This is a genomic window from Sinorhizobium sp. CB7 (genome assembly GCF_041357635.1).
Taxonomy (GTDB): domain Bacteria; phylum Pseudomonadota; class Alphaproteobacteria; order Rhizobiales; family Rhizobiaceae; genus Rhizobium.
In genome coordinates this window covers 89,933-110,545 of record NZ_JAULLL010000003.1, presented here as the reverse complement: position 1 = coordinate 110,545, position 20,613 = coordinate 89,933, and the positions used below count along the sequence as shown (strand labels likewise).

Below are 20,613 nucleotides of genomic sequence, written 5' to 3'. Positions count from 1 at the left end.
TGTAAGCACACCAAACCGAAAGGATCGAGTTCGTGTCCGCCAAAGTTTTGTTGCTCATTCCCGGCGCGAACCAGTTCGCAGCCATGCTCGAACCGGAGTTTCCCGATGTCGAGTTCATTCAGCGTCCGGTCGAAAATGCGACCGAAGCGCTGGATGCTCTGTCAGATGCCGATGCGATCATCAGCCGTGGTCATGGATTTGATGCAGCCTGCCTGGAACGGTCGCAGCGACTCAAATGGTTCCATGTGACGATGACGGGTACTGACCATATTGCACCTGTGCTCGCGGGCCATGGAATCACTTTGACGAACGGCCGAGGCAATCACGGCGTTCAGATCACTGAGATGGCGATCCTCCACATGATGGCCTTCTATCGCTCAATACCGGATATCGTTCATACCCGCGACCAGAGGCGGTCGGACAGGCCGAAGATCCGGGTTCTGGCTAATCGTACGATTTGCATCGTCGGCGTGGGTGCTATCGCCGAACATGCAGCCAAGGTCTTCCAGGCCCTCGGAATGCGGGTGACGGGCGTCTCCCGCTCATCGCGCATTCCTGAGTGCTTCGACCGCATTTATGCCAGGGAAGAGCTGAAGAGCGCAGCTGCTGAGGCCGACTTTCTCCTTCTGCTCGTGCCCTATTCGGTGGAAACTGACAAACTCATCAATGCGGCTGTCCTCAGTGCGATGAAACCCTCGGCCATCCTCATCAATCTGGCTCGCGGAGGGGTGGTGGATGAGCCGGCACTTGTCGAGGCACTGCGTAATGGAACGATTGCCGGTGCCGGCCTTGATGTTTACAGCGAGTTTCCGCTTCCTCAATCAAGCGCGCTTTGGGACATGGAAAACGTCTTCATGACTCCATGGACGGGGGGCCAGACGGATCAGGGCGTTTTCAATGCGATGCGCGTCATCAAGCCGAACCTGCGTTGCTTCCTGGAAAACCGTTTGAAGGACATGATCAACCGCGTCGAACTTTGATCGATGAACGGCAGCAGCCGTATGTTGAAATGACGCCCATCGGAAACGCCGCACTATGCGCGTTAAGGGGCGGAACGAAACTGAAGAACCTCGGGAGGGGAGTCCATGGTATTCAGTAAATCATATATAAGGCGTAGCTTTCTAGCTGGCAGCGCGACGGCAATCGCGGCGCCATTGGTTATCCGCAACACGTTCGCCCAAACCGGTCGGCGTCCAAAGACAATCGTTGACGGGCAGGTGAACATCTGGACGGGCGGCAAGCCACCGCCTACGCGCAGGCAAACACCGTTTCTCGCAACTGACCTGTTGACCGAAATGACAGCCGCTGGCGTGGCGCGCGCGGTGATTATTCCGGTATCTTGGAACCCCGACGGCGTAGAGTCCCCGCTTGCTGCCGTGCGAGCCTATCCGGACCGATTCCGTGTGTTCGGAATCTACGACCTCGCCGCCCCACCCGAGCGGGCGAGCATCGACTTACTTATGAAGCGTGAAGGAATTGCCGGTCTCCGACTGTTTCTGAACTCATCTAAGGGGCAGGCCTGGATGACTGATGGATCTGGCGACTGGTTCTGGCCGATCATCGAGCAAAGGAAAATTCCGCTGATGATCTATCCCACGATTTTACCGGCTTTGCAGCAGGTCATTGAAAAATATCCCGGCATGAAGCTTTGTATCGATTCCCTCGGCGCCATTCCTGGCAAGGACGGCCTGGACGGACTTGCTCGGCATGATTCCATTCTTGCGCTGGCGAAGTTTCCCAACGTTGTCATCAAGGCATCGGGTCTACCGCAGCAATCCGCTTCCTCTTACCCGTTCGACAACCTCACGCCCTATCTGCGCAAAACCTATGACACATTCGGTCCCGAACGGATGTTCTGGGGTTCCGACATCACTTCACTCGAACCTCTCAAGGTTACCTACAATGAGTGCATCGATTCCTTTACAAGGTTGTCCTGGCTTTCCGACAGGGATCTCGACTTAATCATGGGCCGCTCTATCAGCGAATGGATGGGATGGCCGTTGCCCGCTCAGTAACAAAACCAACCTTAAAATTCTTGGAAAATCAATAGTCCGTAAGAAGCTACGCCAAGTCCATCATGTCCTTTTGAGGGTAGGGGATCAGCCCCCGATCTTGCAAAGCACGACGAGAACCTCTGCGGGAGGTGACGGGGCTTGATGCACACACCGAAAGAGACTGTTGAGTTGACCGCCAGCGCGCATTTGCTGGCGGCCGGATTTGTGCTTGTGCCGCCTCCGGCACTGAGCTCGCGGTACTAAGGGCAAGCGCGGCAATGGCAATGGCCGACCGCAAGCTCTGCGAGGCGATTGTCGCGATCGAAGCGTTGTTCATGGCCTCGCGCCGGCCAGGAAATGTTTCGTCCCTCAGGCCGGTTCGAACCGACTGACTTCGATGCCCGCGCCCACTGGTAGCAGCACGCTGGTGATGCCGGGCTTGGCACGGATGGCATGGCTATAGGCTTTCACGCCAGGCATGGCGCGGCCCAGCATGTTGTCAGCCACGATGATCGCCCCTGAATTGAGCTTGGGATAGAAAGCCTCAAGGCAGGGAACGTAGAGATCCTTGTAGAGATCGACGAGTACGAAGTCGGCCTTGTCGGGCAGGGCAGGGATCATCTCTACCGCATCGCCCACCTTAAAGTCGATGTAGTCGGCGAGCCCGGCCTTTTGCGCCATCTCGTGCGCGTAGGCCGACTTATGTTCATAGCGCTCCATCGTGATTAGGCGGCCGCCGCTCGCCCGTGCCGCTTCGGCAAGCCAGATGCCGGAATAACCGAAGGAAGTGCCGAGTTCGAGAATGGTAGGAGCCCTCAGGCTCCGGGCCAGAATGTTGATGAGTTGGCCAGTATCCGGCCCGACGGCCATGAAGCGATCCTGACCACCATCGTGACCGCCCGGCGGCGATTGCCGGGGTCTTTCCCGCTCGTCGCGGATCTTCTCGTGATAGACATCGAGTACGGTTGCGATTTTCTCGTCCATAACGGTCTCCTGCTTGTTCAGTGGGGATGGTGCGATTCGGTGTCATCGCACCGTGCTTCAACAGCGCTCTACCGTCCACGCCGCTTGGTCGAGTGCGGCGGCGATACGTTCGGCAGCATGCTCGTCGATCGACCCACGCCTCAGGCGCAGACGCATGGCGAGTTTGAGGTTTTCCATCGCGCGCACAACCGGCGCCGGCACGGGAGCAGGACCATCCGGTCCGCCAGCACTGGCGCGAACAACAAGCTCGTCGACCGCGGCGCGATTGGCGGTCAGGAAGGCCTCGCCCTCCGCCGTGATGCCATAGCGCTTGCGACCGGCTTCCTCGGTCTGGATCAAGGCGTAGCCCATGTCGTCGAGCCAGGCGAGCGTCGGATAGATCACGCCTGGGCTTGGGCTGTAGCTCCCGCCCATCCGCCCCTCGATCGCCTTAATGAGTTCGTAACCGTGGCGAGGCTTCTCGGCGATCATGGCGAGAAGCAGGAGGCGAAGCTCCCCATAGTCGAAGAAACGCCTGCTCCGGCCGCCGCGAAGATGGCGGTGATGCCTGCCATGATGATGATCGGTGAATTCGCCGGGCTTGATGTCGTGGCGGCCCGGCTCGCCTATGTGTTTGTGTTTCATGCCACCGATATAGTCACGATATATCGGCATTCAAGATATATCGAGATTACATCTTGTTCATGAGAGAACAGAATTTCGCAGTCGTGAAGCACCAGTGCATGCCGCGACCCGAGTTCCTGATTTCTCTAAGTTGCCCAAATTCCGATATGACTTCACCTCTGATCTTGATGGACACGATGGATATGTCAGCGTCCAGAGTATGGGTAACTTTCACGGGGCAAGTCCCGGCAAGAAAGCGGCAGGTTCGCCACTGTCTATTTTCTCTAGGTTCCAGGGCGAACCAACCAAACGGCGCAGATATCAATAGGAAGCTAAAAGGTTAGTACCGAAATCCGGTTCCACGCCGAGCAGCGGTGCGGCGCGGCTGATGATATCGCGAACCATCGGTGCTGCCGTGTTCGTCGCGAATGTCAGGTTGTGTTCGCCAGTAAGCGGCTGATCGACAAAGGAAAGAACCACGTATCGGGGATGGTCTATCGGAAAGGCTCCAAGGAAGGAATTGAAGCTGAGCTTGTGGGAATAAACCCCGTTAATCACCTTGTTCGCTGTGCCGGTCTTGCCGCCGACATGATAGCCCGGAACATCAGCAGGGCGACCGGAGCCCTGTTCGCCGTTCAGCTTGAACAGGGAACGAATGACGTCGCTGGTGCTCATCTTGACGATGACTTTTGCGGTCTTTTCCGCCTCTTCTCGCGTGCGCGGCAGGAAGGTCGGTTCGATCAGTTCGCCGCCGTCCAGGAGGGCCGCGCCGGCGACCGCCGTCTGCAACGGTGTGGTGGCGACGCCGTGGCCGAAGGAGATTGTGATCGAATTGAGTTTCTTCCAGACCTTGGGCTGGCTGGGCATTTTCACCTCGGGCAGTTCTGTCTGAAGCTTCGAAAGCAGGCCAAATCGCGTCAAATATGCCTTCTGAGCCTCCACGCCGACCCGATCCATCATCCTCGCCGTGCCGATGTTGGACGAGTAGCGGAAGATTTCGGGGATAGACAGCCAGCGGCGCGGCACGTCATGGTCGTCATGGATGGTGAAACCGCCGTAGCGAAGCGGTGCACTCGCGTCGAACGTGTCGTTGAGTTTCACCGATCCGGTATCAAAGGCCATGGCCATCGAGAATGTCTTGAATGTCGAGCCCATCTCAAATGTGCCATCAGACATCCGGTTCAACCAACCTTCCCCGCCCGTCTCCTGCGGGTCATTGGGATCGAAGTCGGGTACCGAGGCCATGGCAAGGACCTCTCCCGTGTGGATGTCGAGGACCACCGCGCCGGCCGCCTTGCCCTTGTATAAATCAAGGGCGTTGGACACCACGTCGTGCACGATGTTTTGCACGCGGATGTCGATCGACAGGCGAATCGGCTTTAGCGCATCGTTGGTCGCCAGACCGGTGGCGGCGAGGTCCGACAGGCCTTGCATATCGAGATATTTTTCCATCCCAGCCATCCCGCGATTGTCGATATCGACATAACCGAGGATATGTGCAGCGGTGCGTCCGCCAGGGTAAAAACGTTTAACCTCCGGGCGAAAGCCGATCGCCGGCAGACCAAGGGCCAGAACCTTGCTTTGCTGCTTGGGTGTCAGCTGCCGGCGCAACCATATGAATCGCGACTGCTTGTTGGAGAGTCTTTGAAAGAGGGCCTTTCTATCCAGATCGGGGAATAACTCTGCCAGCTTCTCGACCGTCTCATCGACGTCGACGACGCGGTTCGGCTCCGCGTACATCGATACAGTACGAATATCGGTCGCCAGCAGCTCGCCGTTCCGATCGACGATGTCAGGGCGGAACGCTGGCCCGTGGCTTGGCGGAATGGAGGATGTCGTATCCTCTGGCGTGAGCCCTAGATACGCAAGCTTCGCGAATATGGCGATGTAGGCGGCGGCAATACAGCCGATAATCACCAGGACGCGTGATTTTGCATGTTTTCTGTCCGCTCGAAATTGGCGAGTACGCCATTTGGAGCCAAAGGTCAGCTCTTTGAGGCGGCCGTTGTTCACCGAGATGGCATGGATGATTGACATGGCTGTTCAGTCATTGAACGGGCGGGGAGGCGAAGTCCTTAGCACCACCTTTGTAATAGAAAGATAGCTAACGAGAGCTTAAACGCCGTACCACCTCAGCAAAAATGCTAGCTCCCCTGGGGACTAGCCAATATCGTGGAGCTTCCGACGCCGCGGTCGAGTCCGCATATTCTATTATCGGCGACACTCTGAAAGAATCTGCCCCTAGTCGCAAGCCGCGGACCGCCTCCCTTCAAGTCGGGATGGTTGGTCGAATTATTTCGGGAGCGTTTTTCCCTGTGATCGTAAGGAATACGGCGAAGCCGATCGGTTCGACCGTTGCCGGTGTTGGGGGGCTTCTGGAATGCATCGAGATAGCTGTTCCGCCTCGGCCCCGGGGAACGCCAATGCGCGGGGGTGCTTGGGCAGCCTGAAAATCAACTCAGCTGCTGCCCTTGGGATTAGAACTTGTAGCTCGCGCCGAAGATGACCTTGTGCTGGTTGGCCCCGAAATCTCCGATCGCCGAGCCGAAGTCCTTGCTGCCGAAGTCGGAGTAGCGATATTCGCCACGAACAAGAATTTTGTCGGTGACGGCGTGCTCGATGCCGCCACCCGCCGTCCAGCCGATCAGAATGTCGTCTTTCTTCCTGATATCTGGGACGTCGACCTTGCCGCCAGTCACCGCAACGCCGGCCGTGGCGAAAACAAGGGTCCGATCCAGGGCGTAACCGACACGGCCGCGTCCGGAAGCGTCCCATTCGAGACTGGCTTCGTTACCGTCTTCGAAGTTGTAGTTGAAGTCGTTTTCGAAGCCGTAAACGATATTTCCGGACTGGAAATTGTAGCCGGCGTGTGCTCCAAACGTGCCGTTGTCGACATCCTGGTCTGTGCCCAGAAAAGTAGCCTGGTTCCAGGTATATCCGCCTTGAACACCGAGATAGAAACCAGACCAGTCATAAGCCGAATGTGACCGCTGTTCGGCTTGGAGTGTAGGCTGTTCTAAGACCACGTCCGCGGCCACGGCGGGCATAGTGGCGCAAAGGGCAAAGGCGGCGAACGCGAGAATTTTGATATGCATGGATGCCTCGTCATGTGTTGCGACTGAGAGAACTTTGCAGAATGCGAAGCTCGCTCGGGACAAGGCACTATGTCTCGGATCGAAATTGCGGATTGTACTTTAATGTTGGGTTATGTTGTGACGATGGGATCGTTTGAGGTGATCGGTTAGCTGATCAACCTCGAGATCGATACTCAATCCGCATTTGGATAAATGGGTAGTCGTAAGCGTAGTGGCTGATTGCTGGGATTTGGCTTCGCAATCGTCTGGTTTCGCAAACGGCCGTTGCGAGAGCTCAGGCGATGTCATCCCAGTCGCAAGATTGATCGCCATGATACCCGCCAGCGTGCTTTTCACTGTCCCAAGGCCGTTTTCACAGCGGGCGGGATAGAGGCCTCCTCGATCTCACCAAACAGCGGGTACGTGATTGCGACTTAGGCAGAGACGACCGGACGCATCCAGCGATTGGTCACAACCTACAGAGCCCGTTCAAGCGAGCCTTGACATGCAGGTATTTACCTGCATAATTGCTCTCGTGATTGAGAGGTGCGAATGGATGCTGAAAAGGTTTTCAAGGCGCTGGCCGATCCTACTCGCAGGAAGCTGCTCGATCTTCTGCACGAGAGGAATGGTCAGACGCTTAGGCAGCTCTGCGAAAAGCTGGACATGGCCCGGCAATCCGTCACGCAACACCTCGGGATATTGGAGGCGGCCAATCTGGTCGTCACCGTCAGGCGAGGCCGGGAGAAGCTGCATTTCCTCAATCCCGTGCCGCTACATGATGTCTATCAGCGCTGGGTGAGCAAGTTCGAGCGGAAGCGGCTCAGCCTGCTGCATGAACTCAAACAGGGCCTCGAAGGAGGCGATTGAAAACGGGGAAGAGCCGGATGCGGACCGTCGCAAACCGAGGTGCCGTGCTTCTGCCCAATGTTGATATTTGAAGGGAGTTGAAACATGGCCAACAACGAACTGGTCTACGTCACCTACATCCGAACGACGCCTGAAAGGCTGTGGGACGCTATCTCGAAACCGGAGTTCACCGAGCGCTATTGGTTCGGACGCCGCGTCGAGTGCGGCGGGCAACCGAGGGGGGTGATGAATTGGTATGCAAACGACATTCTTGCCGATTCGGGTGAGATCATCGAGTTCGATCCGCCGCGACGCCTCGTATTCACGATGCGTGTCGAATTCGATGCTGGATTGCGCGCGGAAGGCCATACCCGCGTGACGTTCGAGATCGAGCCGGTCGGCTCAGAGGTGCGGCTTTGCGTTACCCATACCGGTTTCCAGTCCGACTCACGGGTCCGGGAAGGCTGCGCTCGCGGGTGGTCGATGATTCTTTCCAGCCTGAAGAGCCTGCTGGAAACGGACCGGCCGATGGAGATAACCGGTTCTGCCGCAGCGAAAGCCGAGGAGCAGCGAGCGACGGGAGCCGTCAGGTAACGACAGCCTCGATTCCCACCGAGCAACGGCGCCGAAGACGGCAGCACCAGGGGCCTGCTAACCAACGAGCATTGCATTCACGCTATGGAAAACATGATCCATGACGCAGTGCCGTATGGCGGTGCTGAAACCGGCAGCAAGCGCATCGGCAACAGGGCCATAAAGGCTCGCGTTTGATTCGTTAGCGAACGTGCCAAAACCGCTCTTTACCGTTTGGATCCGCAACCTTGCAAAAACGCGGTTTCGACCGTTAAAGCAACAGAAAAAAACCGAGTGTTCCATAATACATATTATGTGATGTTATAACATCCACAGAATCGATATTGGTATTGCAGCTATCTGCTCGCCAAATGGCGTGATGCGATCATGATCGTGAAGAACAAGACCCTGCAGGAAACGATCGCCTGTCGCGGCTTGGAGCTGTCGTAGGCCTCTCACGTCAGATGCGCGCACCGTCGCTGACGCCTTTACCTCAATCCCGACCACTCGGCCTCTTCTATCTTCGATAACAAGATCAACCTCATCCTGATCCTTGGTGCGATAATGGGAAAAGGTCAGTCGAAGATCTGTCCATGCTGCAATCTTCATGACTTCGGAAACAACGAATGTCTCGAGCAATGGACCAAAGCGACCGCGATCCCGCAGCAACAGTTCTTCATCATCGTCGCGCACCGCCGCAAGCAGACCGCTATCCAGAAAGTGCATCTTCGGCGTTTTGACTAGACGGCTGAGACTGTTTGTCGACCAAGGCGGAAGTAGCTTCAATAAATATAGGCGCTCGAGAATGCCAACGTATTTCTGGGCTGTGATGCTTGATAGCGACAGCGCTGAGCCGAAGCTTGAATTGTTGGTAAGTTGGCTAGCATGTTCTGCCAGGATCCTGAGCAATCGTGGGAGTCGGTCTAGCTGGTCGATGTTAGCGACATCGCGAACGTCACGATCGAGGATCAGAGAGACGTAGTCATCGAGCCAGGCCCGGCGCCGGCTCTGGCTGGCTCGTCTCAGCACTTCCGGGTATCCGCCCTTTAAAACGACATCGATGAGATCTCGTCCGGTCTTGTGGGGTCCTCCTGCGGCGAGCCGTTCTCCTGAAAAGAGCAGGTCCAGGAATCTCCCAGGTGCGTCGTTGATTTCCGCCTGCGCCAACGGTAGAAGCGAAACGACGGCCATGCGGCCGGCAAGGGAGTCCGCGATCGCAGGCACGGTCGCAAGATTGGCGGAGCCGGTGAGCAGAAATCGGCCGGGCCTGTCATCCATATCGACGCTTTCCTTAAGAGCCAGCATCAACTCCGGTGCTCTCTGCACTTCGTCGATAATGGCTTTGTCGAGGCCGCGAACGAATCCAATCGGATCATTTCGAGCAGCCGTCAGAGTACCGATATCGTCCAACGTAATGTATGGACGGTCGTCTGCGATGAATTCTCGAGCTAGCGTCGTTTTTCCGGCCTGCCTTGGACCGGAGATCAGCACGACGCGGGTGTCAGAAAGAGCCTCCACGATCTTAGGGCGGACTTTTCGGACGTAGTATGAAGGCGACGATTCTTTACTCATGATGCGACAATTTTTAACCCAATGTCCGTCCAATTTAAAGTGCGGTTTTGGCTAATTTTCAGAGGGTGGAACAATTTCCAATCTGTCCACAATTCCAAGTTGTGAAGCACGCTAACGAGTATTGCGGATGTTCGGCGGTCCTCAGCGTCAAAGATGTCACGGAAGACAGCGCAGCAGGTCGGTTTATGGATCCTGAAAGGATGCGTCGCGCGTTCACTCGCATTTTTTGTCACCCACCGCAGGGCGTTCGCAGAATGGCCGAAAACGCCAGCTCCACAGGTCCCTTTCAGAGGCCGCCGCTCGAAATGGCTTGTGACCTTACCCCGATGAAATAATCCATTTTGAAGTAAGCTCTGGCCCATTGAGAGGACCAGGGAATGAAGCGTACGGTGAACGCACTTCGCCAGGCAGTCGGCGCTGCTCGAAACGGAGGGGAAGTGGCGCGATTCGAGCATGGCGCTGGACAACTGTATCCGCAGTTCATCGTGCCCCCTCGAACTCTACACCCGCGGAACGTGTGACTTCGCAGCGTAGCATTCGGCTTTCAATAAGCCAGAAACCGGCCGGCGACGATCGCTCCGGTCCAGGTAAACCCCGAGACCCGCGCCGCAAGTGGCGGGCGCACCTGGCTGAGCAACTCCCGAAGGAGAAAAGAGATGCGATTGGATAATAAGGTTGCGGTAGTCCGACTACATTGTTGGCCAGACACTAAATGTCGATGGAGGCAATTGCCTCAACTGAGGGTCGTTTGTGACGAAAATTTTACAAGAATCATCGCGAAAGTGCAGGTCACGTTGATCGGCAACGATTCCACCGGGTCGTGCACGCCAATTGTGGAGGAGAGAAATGAGGGCTGTCCGCCTAGAAACAATCGGGTCCATGGTCATGCGCGCGGTTGATAGACCAGTTGTCCGAGCGGGTGAGATACTCGTCCGGGTCCTAGCCGCCGGTATCTGCGGCTCCGATCGCCACATGTACAAAGGGGAGTATCCGACCGCGCGCCCCGTCACATTAGGTCACGAATTCTGTGGTATCGTCGAAGAGATCGGCGATGGGGTGGCGACCTTTACCGGTGGCGAACTCGTAACGGTGGACCCAAACATCGCTTGCGGTCGTTGTCAGGCTTGCGCGCGCGGGCGGGTCAACTTGTGCGAGAGCCTCAATGCGATCGGGGTGACCAGAGACGGTGGCTTTGCGGAATATGTGGCGGTGCCGCACGATCAGGCATTCACGCTACCTTCCGATCTTAATCCGGTTCATGGTGCCTTCTGCGAACCGCTTGCTTGCTGCCTCCATGCCATCGATAAAGCCGGGATCCGCCCAGGTGAGAGCGTGGCCATTCTAGGCGGGGGTGTGATCGGCCTGCTCATGGTGCAACTGGCCCGCTTGGCTGGAGCAAGCCAGGTGATCTTGATCACGCGACAACTATCGAGACGCCAGACGGCGCTGCGCCTCGGGGCCACGCATGCCCTCGATCCGACCTCCTTAGACACCATCTCCGCTGTCCGAGACGTTACCCGAGGCGGTGCTTACGTCGTCATCGAGTGTGCGGGCGTCGCTGACACCTTTCGAACAGGCCTCCAGATGGCGCGGCGCGGTGGCATTTTCGTTCTCTTTGGAGTGACGCCAGCGGGCGTCGAAGTGCCCGTCCTGCCGTTCGACCTGCTCGTGAACGAGGTCGATATAAGGCCCGCCTTCCTCAATCCCTTCACGCATTCTCGGGCTGCAGCCATGGTCGCGAATGGAGCGTTGGAATTGGACGCGCTGGTAACCAAAACCATAGCTCTCGAGGAGGTTGCCACCGCGGTTGGGGGTACTCCGTTGTCCGGCGAGATCAAGGTCATCGTCCGGCCATAAGGCCAGACAATTCATTCTTCTTCTCGGTGTCGTCGCTGCCAGCGGGGGTGTCTATCGCCCAGACATATTACTGTGGTGCAAAAGCTTTCTGCTGATCGCGATAGTTGAAGTGTCGCCGCAATCCTCCGATGGCTGCTAAGGGCCGCAAAGCGGAAGCAATCTGATATCCACGATTGAGGAAGCTAAAGCCGAGGGAGCGTCACGCCCGCCCCCTCCCTTCCCTCGCAACCCGGCCCAGTCGGTCAGGTCGGGGGCTGACTGTTAGAGCAAGTGTCGCATTTCTAACGAGCTGACAGAGCCGCGGATGACATTTTAACTTTGCAGAATCCGCAACATTTCAAGCTTGCCGCCACATTGTGTGTAAGGGGGTACATTCTATTTCCAAGTGCGACATGCCAATAAGCCGCGAAAATGCCTCGGCTACAAAACGCCGGCCGAGGTGTTCATGGCGCATTTGCAAGACGGGAGCTGATCCCCTACCCTCAAAACCGGCCATGATGCACTTGGCTTAGATTCTCCAATAGAGATGCGACAGTCCCGCGTCTCGACGTTCTGGTCAATGCCAACGTTGGGAGTAAGGATGACGACCTTCAGCCTGGTCCAGACCATGAGCGGTTGGAGTTATCGTGTCCTGTTTGATCACCATGTCGCAGAAAGAGTTGCATCGCCTCGAAGTCGTCCGGAAGATCCGCAGTCAGCGTCTGAGCGTTGTGCAGGCTGCCGAACTGCTCAATCTCAGCCGAAGTCAGGTCCACAGGCTGACCGTTCCGGTGAAGCCGACCTTGTTTCGAAGAAGCGATCACCACCGAGCAATCGGCGCCACAGTGAGGATTTTCGCAATGCGGCGCTAGATCTGATCCGCGAACGCTATCTGGATTTCGGGCCGACGCTGGCGCGCGAGAAGCTGGCGGAAGACCATGGCTTGACGGTGACGCGCGAGACGCTGCGCAGCTGGATGTCACAGGCCGGGCTTTGGCTGTCGCGCAAGCAGCGGCGGACGTTTCATCAGCCGCGGCTGCGACGGGAAGCTATGGAGAACTGGTTCAGTAGCCCCGACATTCTGCTATCGAACATCAGCCTTCGCGACCCGCTCGGAATTCCTGGTAACGAATGACGGAATTGATGCCGAGCCAGGCGAATGGCTCCGGCGGCAGCTTCGACGGAGGAGGATTGTCCATGAACTCCGAGAGTTCAGGCGATGTCTTTCCAGTCGCAAGATCGACCGCCATGATACCCGCCAGCGTGCTTTTCACCGTCCCGAGGCCGTTTTCACAGCAAGCGGAGTAGAGGCCCTCTTCGATCTCTCCAAAAGCGGGTACGTGATTGCGACTTAGGCAAAGACGGCCGGACCATGTGTGCTCGAAAGGGATCTCACGCAGTCCGGGAAACCGCGCGTCAAAAGCGCGGCGATGGGCCCTTGCCATCTTCTCCATCCGGGATTGGGAAGCGATGACGGTGGTCTCGTAAGTGTATTTGGTCCGGATCACGATACGAGACTGTCCTTCCGTCGTGAACTTCCTAACTGTCGCTCCCATCGAGTCGGCGGGCAGCAAGGCCCAACGATCGCGCCCGGAAGCACGACGTCCGAGATCGTCGGCCGGAAACGGTGCCGTCATCGATGCATAGGCGAAGATGTGCATTAGCCGACGCTTGTAATGCCCAAAGTCCTCGATGTGGCCGTTCACCCCGAGGATCACCTTCGGCGCAGTAACTGTCCCGCGAGGGGTGACGGCGGTCCAGTTTCCATTCGCACGCCTCAGCGACGTGACTGGGGAGTTCTCGAATATGTCGACCTTGGACGACAAGCCGCCCGCGAGGCCGCGGATGTAGTCGGCGGGTTGGATCGTCACCGCACCGGGCGTCAACAGCCCGCCAATGTAGTAGGACGTTCCCGCGAGTTCTCGCATCTCGGCGGCATCCAGAAACGTATGCGGTTCATTGTTTGCCTTCAACGATTTTCCGAAACTGGCGTTGAGCCTCATCCCGCGTTCGGTCGCGGCGGCGTTGATCTTGCCGGATCGGTTGAACGTCTCGGACGACATGCCGAACTCCTCGGCAATCTCGGCAGCGAAACCAATGGCGAACCGGTTCTGCGCCATCTCGATTTTTGAGGCATCCGCTCCTGCGCTGGCGTATTCGCCCGACGAGAGATTATGCGGAACGTCGATCATGAAACCGGAATTCCGCCCTGCCGTGTTGACCGCCACCTCACGCGCGTCTAGCACGACGACCTTATCGCCGGGCCGGACCTGGGAGAGACGACGTGCCGCTGACAACCCGGCGAAGCCAGCACCGACGATCAACCAGTCGGCGCTGGTATTGCCTTCGAGGGTGCGGACGGGAAACCTGCGCTCGCTGATCGCCTCCCAACCCGACCTTCCGTTCTCGGCGGGGAGCCGCTTCACAGTCTTTTCGATCATCGGATTGTCTCATCCACTGAGCGATCCGAGACGTCGATCCAAATGGTCTTCAGTTCGCAATAGTTGTCATGCGCGAAAACCGACTTGTCGCGGCCGCCGAAGCCCGATTCCTTATAGCCGCCGAACGGAGTCGTGGCGTCGCCCTCGCCGAAGCAATTCACCGTAACAACGCCAGCGCGGATCTCGCGGGACAGACGGATCGCCTTCTTCAGGCTCCCAGTGAACAGCGATGCGGTGAGGCCGTAGTTGGTGTCGTTCGCCAGGGCGACGGCTTCCGCCATTGTCTTAAACGTAGTCACTGAAAGGATCGGTCCGAAAATCTCCTCCTGAAAGAGGCGGCTGGAAGTTTTCACGCCCTCGACGACCGTCGGTTCGACAAAGATGCCATCCTGCGTCTTGCCGCCGTGGGCTACCGTCAGTTTCTCCTTCTTGACGTCGTCCAAATAGGAGCTCACCTTTTCGAAGTGCTTCTTGCTCACAAGCGCGCCGATGCGGTTTTCGGGGTCGAGCGGATTGCCCGTCTTCCATTCGCGCATGTAGGCGCCGATGCGGTTGAGGAGGTCGTCCTTCACACTTTCGTGGACGATCAGTCGCGAGGTCGCGGAGCAGTTCTCACCCATGTTCCAGAACGCACCGTTGACGACCTGTTCGGCGACGAGATCCAGATCCTCGGCGTCATCAAGCACTACAGCCGGGTTCTTGCCGCCGCATTCGAGGACGACACGCTTCAGGTTGGAATCGGCGGCGTAGCGCAAGAAGCGGCGGCCGGTCGGAGTCGAGCCGGTGAAAGCCACCATGTCGATGCCCATGTGCATCCCGATCGGTTCGCCGACATCCTTGCCACTTCCCGTCACCACGTTGAACACGCCCGCAGGAATCCCGGCTTCGCATGCGAGCTCGGCGACACGCAACGTGGTCAGCGACGTGTCTTCTGCGGGCTTTACGATCACAGAGCATCCTGCGGCGAGTGCCGGGCCGATCTTCCAGGCGAGCATGAGGAGAGGGAAATTCCACGGCAGAACGCAGCCGACCACACCCACCGGCTCGCGCACGACCATGGTCAGCGCGTTATGCCCTACGGGGGCGGCATTGTCGTAAAGCTTATCGATCAGCTCGGCGTGCCAGCGGATCGTGTGAATTGTATCAGGGACGTCGACCGTCTGGCATTCCCGGATCGGCTTGCCGCTATCGAGGCTTTCCATGACGGCGAGCTCGTGACGGTTGCGCTCGAGAAGTTTCGCGAATTTCAGCAATGTGGCCTTGCGCTCGCCCGGCGAAATGAGACGCCAGCGGCCGTCGTCGAACGCCTGCCTGGCCTTGAAAACAGCGTGATCGACATCCGACGCATCGCAGGCGGCGACTTCGCCAAGTGTTTGACCTGTTGCTGGGTTGATTGTGGTGAAGGTCCTGCCGGTGTTCGCGGGACGGTAGGAGCCGTCGATGAAGCAGTTCGACGGCAGCTCGAGATTCGCGGCAATGGACTTGTATTCGGCGGCAGTCAAAGGTTCATGCATGGTTTGCTCCAGACGTGATCTGTGCGACTGTGCGCTTGAGAGTGGCGATAACGGTCTCGAGTGTTCTTTTTTCTTCGCAGTTAAGCGGGCGAAGCGGCGTGCGCACGCCGCCCGTCTTCAGTCCGACGATCTCGCAGCCGTGCTTGATGGACTGGACGAATTTGCCCATTTCCAGGAAATCCATGAGAGGCAGCATCGCGGTCATCATCGCGCGGCCCTTGTCGAAGTTCTTCTCGAGAACGCACGCTTCGTAGAGGCCGACATGCTCCCGGGGCAAGAAGTTGGAACCGGCACAGACCCAGCTCTTGGCACCCCATGCGAAGAACTCGAGCGCCTGGTCATCCCAGCCGCAGGAGAGCGAGATGTGCGGGAATTTTCGAGCTAGCAGATGAACATTGCCCATCTCGCCGGAGCTTTCCTTGATCGCGACGACGTTCTTCGACTTACCCACGCGGGAGAAGTACTCGTCACTCATCATCACGCCCATACGCGCGGGATAGTTGTAGAGCATGATCGGCAGGTTGGCGGCGCGGTCTACGGTGAGCGCATGGACGGCGTTCTCTCGCTCCGTCGGGAGCGCGTAGGGCGGCGAGGAGACGAGGATCGCGTCCGCGCCGATCTCCCTGGCCGCTGTCGCGTATGCCACCGAGTCCTCGGTCCGGGTTGCGCCGGTGCCGATGATAAGAGGGATTCTCGTGCCAATTACTTCTTTGGCGTAGGAGCCAAGATCGAACCGCTCCTGGGCGGTTTGGGAGTAGTACTCACCCGTCGATCCTCCGACGATGATGCCGTGCACCTTCGCCTCGATGAGGGATTCGAGCACGGCAGCGAACGCCCTCTTGTCAATCTGCCCGTCCGGGCCCAGTGGCGTGACCGCCGGGGTATAGATGCCTTCGAATTTCAAGCGGTTTCTCCATTTTGCTGCGGCACTCTCAGGCATCCGGCCGGTTTCGGGTGCGGTCGCTACGCATCCGTGGTCGTCATGGCATCGGCGCCCGAGGTCTCGGACCGGGAGGAGGACGCCCATTCAGGCCTTGTGCTACCACGAGCGTACGGCTCCGGTCTTGCATGCGCCCGCGGTCGAATACAGGGAGCCACGCTGCCGCTCGTCGGCGGCAGCGTGGCTCCCTCGATCACTTCGCGGCCTTGGCTTCCGCGATCCATTGGTCCCATTCAGTTTTGTGGGCGGCGATCCAATCCGTGGCATGCTTCATGATCTGCTCGTTCGACTTCTCACCGTCGTTGACGAGTTTGTTTTCAGCGTTGATGTCTTCAACCGGGATTTGCACCAACTCGAAAAACTTCTTGGCAGACGGATTGGCATTCACGAACTTGGTATTCGCGATCACCATCTGATCGTTGACCGGAAAGCCGAGGTTGCCGAGTCCCTCGACGGAAGTGTTGCCGGTCTGACCATCAGGCAGGGAGGTTTCCTTGACATTGAGCCAGATGACTTCGTGGCCCGGGCGCAGTATCGCGGAGACCCAAAGCGGGGTCCAGGTGTAGTAGAGAACTGGCTTGCCTTCCTTCACGCGCTCGATCGCGTCGGGAATGATGGTGAAGTAACCGCCCTGCTGATGTTCGACCGTGTCACGGAGCCCGTAGGCGTCGAGCTGGTGCTCGATGACCCGCTCGCAGCCCCAGCCGGGCTCACAACCGTAGAGGTCGGCCTTGCCGTTGCCGTTGGTGTCGAATAGCTTCGCCTTCTCCGGATCCTTGAGGTCTTCGAGGAACTTGATGCCGGAGGCATCGGCAGTCTTCTTGTCGATCAAATAGCCTTGTAGGGAGTTAGTCGAGAGCTTTCCGAGACGAACGAGCTTTTCGTCGCCTCCGTTCTCCTTCCAATATGCTTCGTGAAGCGGTTCCCAGTGTGCGGCGTAAAATGTGGCATCGCCATTGGCGACTGCAACATGGGCGAGCTGAATTTGGATTTGAGTAGGTTCGGCGACGTCATAACCAAGCTCCGTCAAGCCTTGGGATACAACATAGGTCTGGAAGAGCTCCTCGGTAATGCCCGAATAGGCGGGAGTGACTTTGTCAGCGGCGGATGCAAGGCCGCCGGAATACAGAAGTGCGGCGACGATGGCAGCGGTAGTTCTAATTTTCATGGCTCAGTTCCCCTATTTTGTCGACGCTCAACCGTCCTTGGCTGCGCGGCACTCAGCGCCTAGAGGAACCGCGACCTTGTCCTCCCGAGGAGTTGTAAAAGTGGTAGCACATGTTTTTCGAAGTCCACGCCGCAAAAAAGTAGACCGTCAGGTGACTTAAATGCGTTGATCCGCTTGGTTTGCTCAGCTTCGACCATTCCTCCGGCTGCACCGACGCGCAATTGCAAAGACCGTTCCAATGGAAGCCAGATCCTATCCGTAGGTCTGCGAAAATCAGCCGCTCGACACGGTGCTTGAGTTACGCAAGTTGCTCGCACGAAGGTGTCTTGTTTGGGCGGGACTGCAGCCATACTGAAGTCGATAGCATTTGGAGAAATGCGATGCCGAAACGAAGCCACAGGCAATCGCGATCTCGACGATCGACTTGTTTGTGAGCTCGACGAGTTGCTTTGCCCGATCAAGCCGCAGCTTCATGTAATATTTGTGAGGCGTGGTGCTAAGGTAGGTCTCAAATAGTCGTTCAAGTTGCCGCCGAGAGGTCCGTACCGTATCGGCTATGCGGTCAAGTGTTAGCGGCTCGTCGACACACTCCTCCATTAATGAGATGGCTGTTAGCAGTTTCCCGCTCGTACAATAGGCGCTCCACGGTATCCAGCCCTTTTGGCGATGTGTCTGGTCCCTCGCTCTGTCGGCCACATTGCGTTTGCAGATATCGGCTGTCAGATGTGTTCCGATAGTTCTTTCGAGCAGAGCGATCGCAAGGTCAAATGCAGAAGTTTCGCCGGCACAGCTCCAAATGCCACCGTCGTCTGTGTAGATGGAATCCCTCACCCGCAGTTCCCTGAAGGTCTCCGAGAATGCGGCCATCTTCTCCCAATGGATGGTACACTCCATATTAGCCAGTGCGCCCATTTCCGCGAGAAGCCATGTTGCCGTTCCCAAGGCCACCACCGGAGTGTTCTGGCGGATGCAGCGTCGTATCGCGCCGGCAAGTTCGGTCGGTGTACTTGGCTCGGTGCTGCCATCCGCAACCAAGACAACCATATCCTTCCTACCAAATGACGGCATTTTTGGCATGATCTGCAGAAAATGATGCGGGGCGGGCACCTCCAAACCGACGCTGCAGGATTCCGCGATGCCGGACTCGCTCGCGAATAGCCACTGATATCTCTGTGTTCCTAAAATAGTATTTGCCGTCTCGAACGGTGCGAGAAATGAGGAGAGGCTGAGAAGTGAAAAGCCCGGGAAGAGAAGAATGGCGATCGTCATGCTTTCATCCGCGATCGAAGTGGCAGCTTCGGGCATCAACCGATCAGTCCACAGGGAGCCTAGCCCGCTCACTTGTTCCGAATGTCTCCTCATATCCGGGCTCGCTTCTTCAAGGCAAAGCTAGGCTCCAATAAATCAATGATCTTCATTGAGTGCGTCGACCGCAGGGATCTCTCGGCTCCGGCGGTCAATGTAGGCGCGCAACTCCTCGTCGATTGCTTCGTCGAGCTTGGGCTCTTGATATTCCGACAAGAGGTATCGGGCCTGTTCAAGTGCGCGCTGCTTGATGTCTTTGGAGCCGTCCGCCACCCATTGCTCAATCGAATTGTTGTCGAAAAGCCGCGGAATGAAGAAGGCCTTTTCGAAGTTCGCCTGGGTATGCGGATGTCCGAGGTAATGGCCGCCGGGACCGACATCACGCACGGCTGCGAGAGCCTCGTCGAAGTCATCCCACTTTATGCCTTCAGCCATCCGATATCCCATTGCACAGACTTCGGAGTCGACCATGAACTTCGCGATGGAGCAATGCATCCCCGCCTCATTCCATCCCGCCGAATGCCAGATGTAGTTCGCCCCGGACATGAGAACCGCCATCATAGTCATGGCGCTTTCATAACCGGATTGTGCGTCAAACATCTTCGCGCCGCCAAGGAGGTTTGAGGTACGCCAGGGAACGTTGTAGTGCCGTGCCATCTGCCCGATCATAAAGTTCATGAGCGAGATCTCGGGCGTTCCAGCCATTGGAGCGCCCGACTGCATTGAGACCGTCGACAAGTAATGTCCGTAAATTGCGGGGCACCCGCGACGCACAACCTGAGTATACGCAAGAGCTGAAAGGGCTTCAGCATTTAACTGAGCCACGGCCGCGGCTGTCGACGCAGGAGTATTCGCCCCTCCGAGAACGAACGGAGAGCATAGAACCGGCTGATTTCGGCGGTTGAAAGCGCGCATGGCTCCGAGCATGGTCTGGTCCCACACGAGCGGGGAGTTGCCGTTGCAATTTCCCGTCGCAACGGCGTGTGTTTCCAAGAATTCTGCGCCGAACAGAATGGCGCACATGTCGAGCACGTCTTCGGCGTTCTTGGGCGATGTCGTCATCCCCATGAACATTTTGTCTGAGTATTTCATCGATGAGTAGGTGATGTGAAGGTGGCGGTGTGCCACCACGATATCCATCGGCTCTACAATGTGATGGGCGGACGAATGCAGCGCCGGCATCATGTGGGCGAGCTTGTGAAACGTTTCCAAATCGGCGATCGTCGGTCCGCGGCGCACATCGTCAAGATCCCGCATGTAGGGCGCGCCCGTCATCGGAACAAAAATTGATTTTCTGCCTCCAAGCTCGACATTGTTCTCCGGATTCCGGGCGTAGTATTTGATCTCGGGCGGGATGGTCTTAATGAGGTCCATGACGAGAGCGCGATCGAGATGAACGCGCTCTTCCCGCACATCAGCACCGGCGCGTTTCCAGTCTTCCAACGCGATGGGATCGCGGAACACGACACCGACTTCTTCAAGAATATCCATTGAAGCGTTGTGAATGCGCTCGATCTGCTCCCGATTCATAGGCTCCACGTTCGGAAGCCCCCGCTTAAGTGTGGGAAGCATTTGGAACCTGGGGGTGGTTCGAAGCGCCCTGCGAGCGTCGCGGCCCCCCCTTCTAGTCGCATTAATTTGAGCGTTCATTGCGCCTGCCTCCTGCCGGATTTGTGTGTGCGGAAACTCGACGTCGCGCACGGACTAGACTAATGACCGAGGGTTCGTGAATAACCAAATGCAAAAGTCTCACGCGGCAG

General features: G+C 57.5%; 16 protein-coding genes and 2 pseudogenes. 6 read left to right on the top strand and 12 right to left on the bottom strand.

The genetic code is table 11. From position 1 onward, the window contains the following. Window positions 1-32 precede the first annotated feature (32 nt). Both AAE029_RS07670 and AAE029_RS07665 read left to right on the top strand, forming a co-directional pair. Complete coding sequence (locus AAE029_RS07670; RefSeq protein ID WP_371072229.1) at window positions 33-980, top strand: D-2-hydroxyacid dehydrogenase; 948 nt, start codon at window positions 33-35, stop codon at window positions 978-980. 105 nt (window positions 981-1,085) lie between these two features. Next, window positions 1,086-2,015 (top strand): amidohydrolase, encoded by a 930-nt coding sequence (locus AAE029_RS07665; protein WP_371072228.1) that lies wholly within the window; start codon window positions 1,086-1,088, stop codon window positions 2,013-2,015. Window positions 2,016-2,363: 348 nt separating this feature from the next. Here the strand turns inward: AAE029_RS07665 and AAE029_RS07660 are convergent, their stop codons facing one another. From AAE029_RS07660 to AAE029_RS07640, 5 genes and pseudogenes are all read right to left on the bottom strand, one after another. Further along, the gene (locus AAE029_RS07660) at window positions 2,364-2,978 is read right to left on the bottom strand and encodes an O-methyltransferase (protein WP_371072227.1); all 615 of its coding nucleotides are present in this window, start codon (window positions 2,976-2,978) and stop codon (window positions 2,364-2,366) included. 57 nt (window positions 2,979-3,035) lie between these two features. Continuing rightward, entirely contained in the window at window positions 3,036-3,632 is a 597-nt protein-coding gene (locus AAE029_RS07655) for a PadR family transcriptional regulator (protein ID WP_371072226.1), read from the bottom strand. Window positions 3,633-3,902: 270 nt separating this feature from the next. Then, window positions 3,903-5,618, bottom strand: coding sequence for a peptidoglycan D,D-transpeptidase FtsI family protein (locus tag AAE029_RS07650; protein ID WP_371072225.1), 1,716 nt, complete (start codon window positions 5,616-5,618; stop codon window positions 3,903-3,905). A 440-nt stretch (window positions 5,619-6,058) separates the two neighbouring features. Next, complete coding sequence (locus AAE029_RS07645) at window positions 6,059-6,676, bottom strand: outer membrane protein (RefSeq protein WP_371072224.1); 618 nt, start codon at window positions 6,674-6,676, stop codon at window positions 6,059-6,061. Window positions 6,677-6,940: 264 nt separating this feature from the next. After that, window positions 6,941-7,108: pseudogene (locus AAE029_RS07640) on the bottom strand (FAD-dependent oxidoreductase); the annotation flags it as partial. Between the two features lie 99 nt (window positions 7,109-7,207). On the opposite strand from AAE029_RS07640, the gene AAE029_RS07635 reads away from it, so the two are divergent. Then, entirely contained in the window at window positions 7,208-7,525 is a 318-nt protein-coding gene (locus tag AAE029_RS07635) for an ArsR/SmtB family transcription factor (RefSeq protein WP_371072223.1), read from the top strand. An 84-nt stretch (window positions 7,526-7,609) separates the two neighbouring features. Next, window positions 7,610-8,098, top strand: a complete 489-nt coding sequence (locus AAE029_RS07630; RefSeq protein WP_371072222.1) for an SRPBCC family protein — start codon at window positions 7,610-7,612, stop codon at window positions 8,096-8,098. Between the two features lie 300 nt (window positions 8,099-8,398). On the opposite strand, the gene AAE029_RS07625 is transcribed toward AAE029_RS07630, so the two are convergent. Next, window positions 8,399-9,649: an ATP-binding protein gene (locus AAE029_RS07625; protein WP_371072497.1), complete on the bottom strand. Its 1,251-nt coding sequence runs from the start codon at window positions 9,647-9,649 to the stop codon at window positions 8,399-8,401. Window positions 9,650-10,495: 846 nt separating this feature from the next. Here AAE029_RS07625 and AAE029_RS07620 point away from each other — a divergent pair. Beyond that, window positions 10,496-11,506, top strand: a complete 1,011-nt coding sequence (locus AAE029_RS07620) for a zinc-dependent alcohol dehydrogenase family protein (protein ID WP_371072221.1) — start codon at window positions 10,496-10,498, stop codon at window positions 11,504-11,506. Window positions 11,507-12,132: 626 nt separating this feature from the next. Further along, window positions 12,133-12,553 (top strand): annotated as a pseudogene (locus AAE029_RS07615) (ISNCY family transposase); the annotation flags it as partial. 26 nt (window positions 12,554-12,579) lie between these two features. Here AAE029_RS07615 and AAE029_RS07610 read toward each other — a convergent pair. The 6 genes from AAE029_RS07610 to AAE029_RS07585 form a co-directional block, all read right to left on the bottom strand. Beyond that, window positions 12,580-13,926, bottom strand: a complete 1,347-nt coding sequence (locus tag AAE029_RS07610; protein WP_371072220.1) for an NAD(P)/FAD-dependent oxidoreductase — start codon at window positions 13,924-13,926, stop codon at window positions 12,580-12,582. Next, the gene (locus AAE029_RS07605; protein WP_371072219.1) at window positions 13,923-15,440 is read right to left on the bottom strand and encodes an aldehyde dehydrogenase; all 1,518 of its coding nucleotides are present in this window, start codon (window positions 15,438-15,440) and stop codon (window positions 13,923-13,925) included. The genes AAE029_RS07610 and AAE029_RS07605 overlap by 4 nt, the downstream gene beginning before the upstream one ends. Continuing rightward, entirely contained in the window at window positions 15,433-16,344 is a 912-nt protein-coding gene (locus AAE029_RS07600) for a dihydrodipicolinate synthase family protein (RefSeq protein WP_371072218.1), read from the bottom strand. Before AAE029_RS07600 ends, AAE029_RS07605 begins: the two co-directional genes overlap by 8 nt. A 229-nt stretch (window positions 16,345-16,573) precedes the next feature. Further along, window positions 16,574-17,548, bottom strand: a complete 975-nt coding sequence (proX, locus tag AAE029_RS07595) for a glycine betaine/L-proline ABC transporter substrate-binding protein ProX (RefSeq protein WP_371072217.1) — start codon at window positions 17,546-17,548, stop codon at window positions 16,574-16,576. A gap of 273 nt (window positions 17,549-17,821) precedes the next feature. Beyond that, on the bottom strand, window positions 17,822-18,817 hold the full coding sequence (locus tag AAE029_RS07590) for a GlxA family transcriptional regulator (protein WP_371072216.1): 996 nt from the start codon (window positions 18,815-18,817) through the stop codon (window positions 17,822-17,824). 135 nt (window positions 18,818-18,952) lie between these two features. After that, entirely contained in the window at window positions 18,953-20,503 is a 1,551-nt protein-coding gene (locus tag AAE029_RS07585; RefSeq protein WP_371072215.1) for a trimethylamine methyltransferase family protein, read from the bottom strand. Window positions 20,504-20,613: the final 110 nt, after the last annotated feature.

Bases quoted from the DNA above. Each gene is read 5' to 3' on its own strand.
- AAE029_RS07665 (WP_371072228.1), top strand. From the start codon at position 1,086: ATGGTATTCAGTAAATCATATATAAGGCGTAGCTTTCTAGCTGGCAGC.
- AAE029_RS07660 (WP_371072227.1), bottom strand. From the start codon at position 2,978: ATGGACGAGAAAATCGCAACCGTACTCGATGTCTATCACGAGAAGATC.
- AAE029_RS07655 (WP_371072226.1), bottom strand. From the start codon at position 3,632: ATGCCGATATATCGTGACTATATCGGTGGCATGAAACACAAACACATA.
- AAE029_RS07650 (WP_371072225.1), bottom strand. From the start codon at position 5,618: ATGTCAATCATCCATGCCATCTCGGTGAACAACGGCCGCCTCAAAGAG.
- AAE029_RS07645 (WP_371072224.1), bottom strand. From the start codon at position 6,676: ATGCATATCAAAATTCTCGCGTTCGCCGCCTTTGCCCTTTGCGCCACT.
- AAE029_RS07635 (WP_371072223.1), top strand. From the start codon at position 7,208: ATGGATGCTGAAAAGGTTTTCAAGGCGCTGGCCGATCCTACTCGCAGG.
- AAE029_RS07630 (WP_371072222.1), top strand. From the start codon at position 7,610: ATGGCCAACAACGAACTGGTCTACGTCACCTACATCCGAACGACGCCT.
- AAE029_RS07625 (WP_371072497.1), bottom strand. From the start codon at position 9,649: ATGAGTAAAGAATCGTCGCCTTCATACTACGTCCGAAAAGTCCGCCCT.
- AAE029_RS07620 (WP_371072221.1), top strand. From the start codon at position 10,496: ATGAGGGCTGTCCGCCTAGAAACAATCGGGTCCATGGTCATGCGCGCG.
- AAE029_RS07610 (WP_371072220.1), bottom strand. From the start codon at position 13,926: ATGATCGAAAAGACTGTGAAGCGGCTCCCCGCCGAGAACGGAAGGTCG.
- AAE029_RS07605 (WP_371072219.1), bottom strand. From the start codon at position 15,440: ATGCATGAACCTTTGACTGCCGCCGAATACAAGTCCATTGCCGCGAAT.
- proX (WP_371072217.1), bottom strand. From the start codon at position 17,548: ATGAAAATTAGAACTACCGCTGCCATCGTCGCCGCACTTCTGTATTCC.
- AAE029_RS07590 (WP_371072216.1), bottom strand. From the start codon at position 18,817: ATGACGATCGCCATTCTTCTCTTCCCGGGCTTTTCACTTCTCAGCCTC.
- AAE029_RS07585 (WP_371072215.1), bottom strand. From the start codon at position 20,503: ATGAACGCTCAAATTAATGCGACTAGAAGGGGGGGCCGCGACGCTCGC.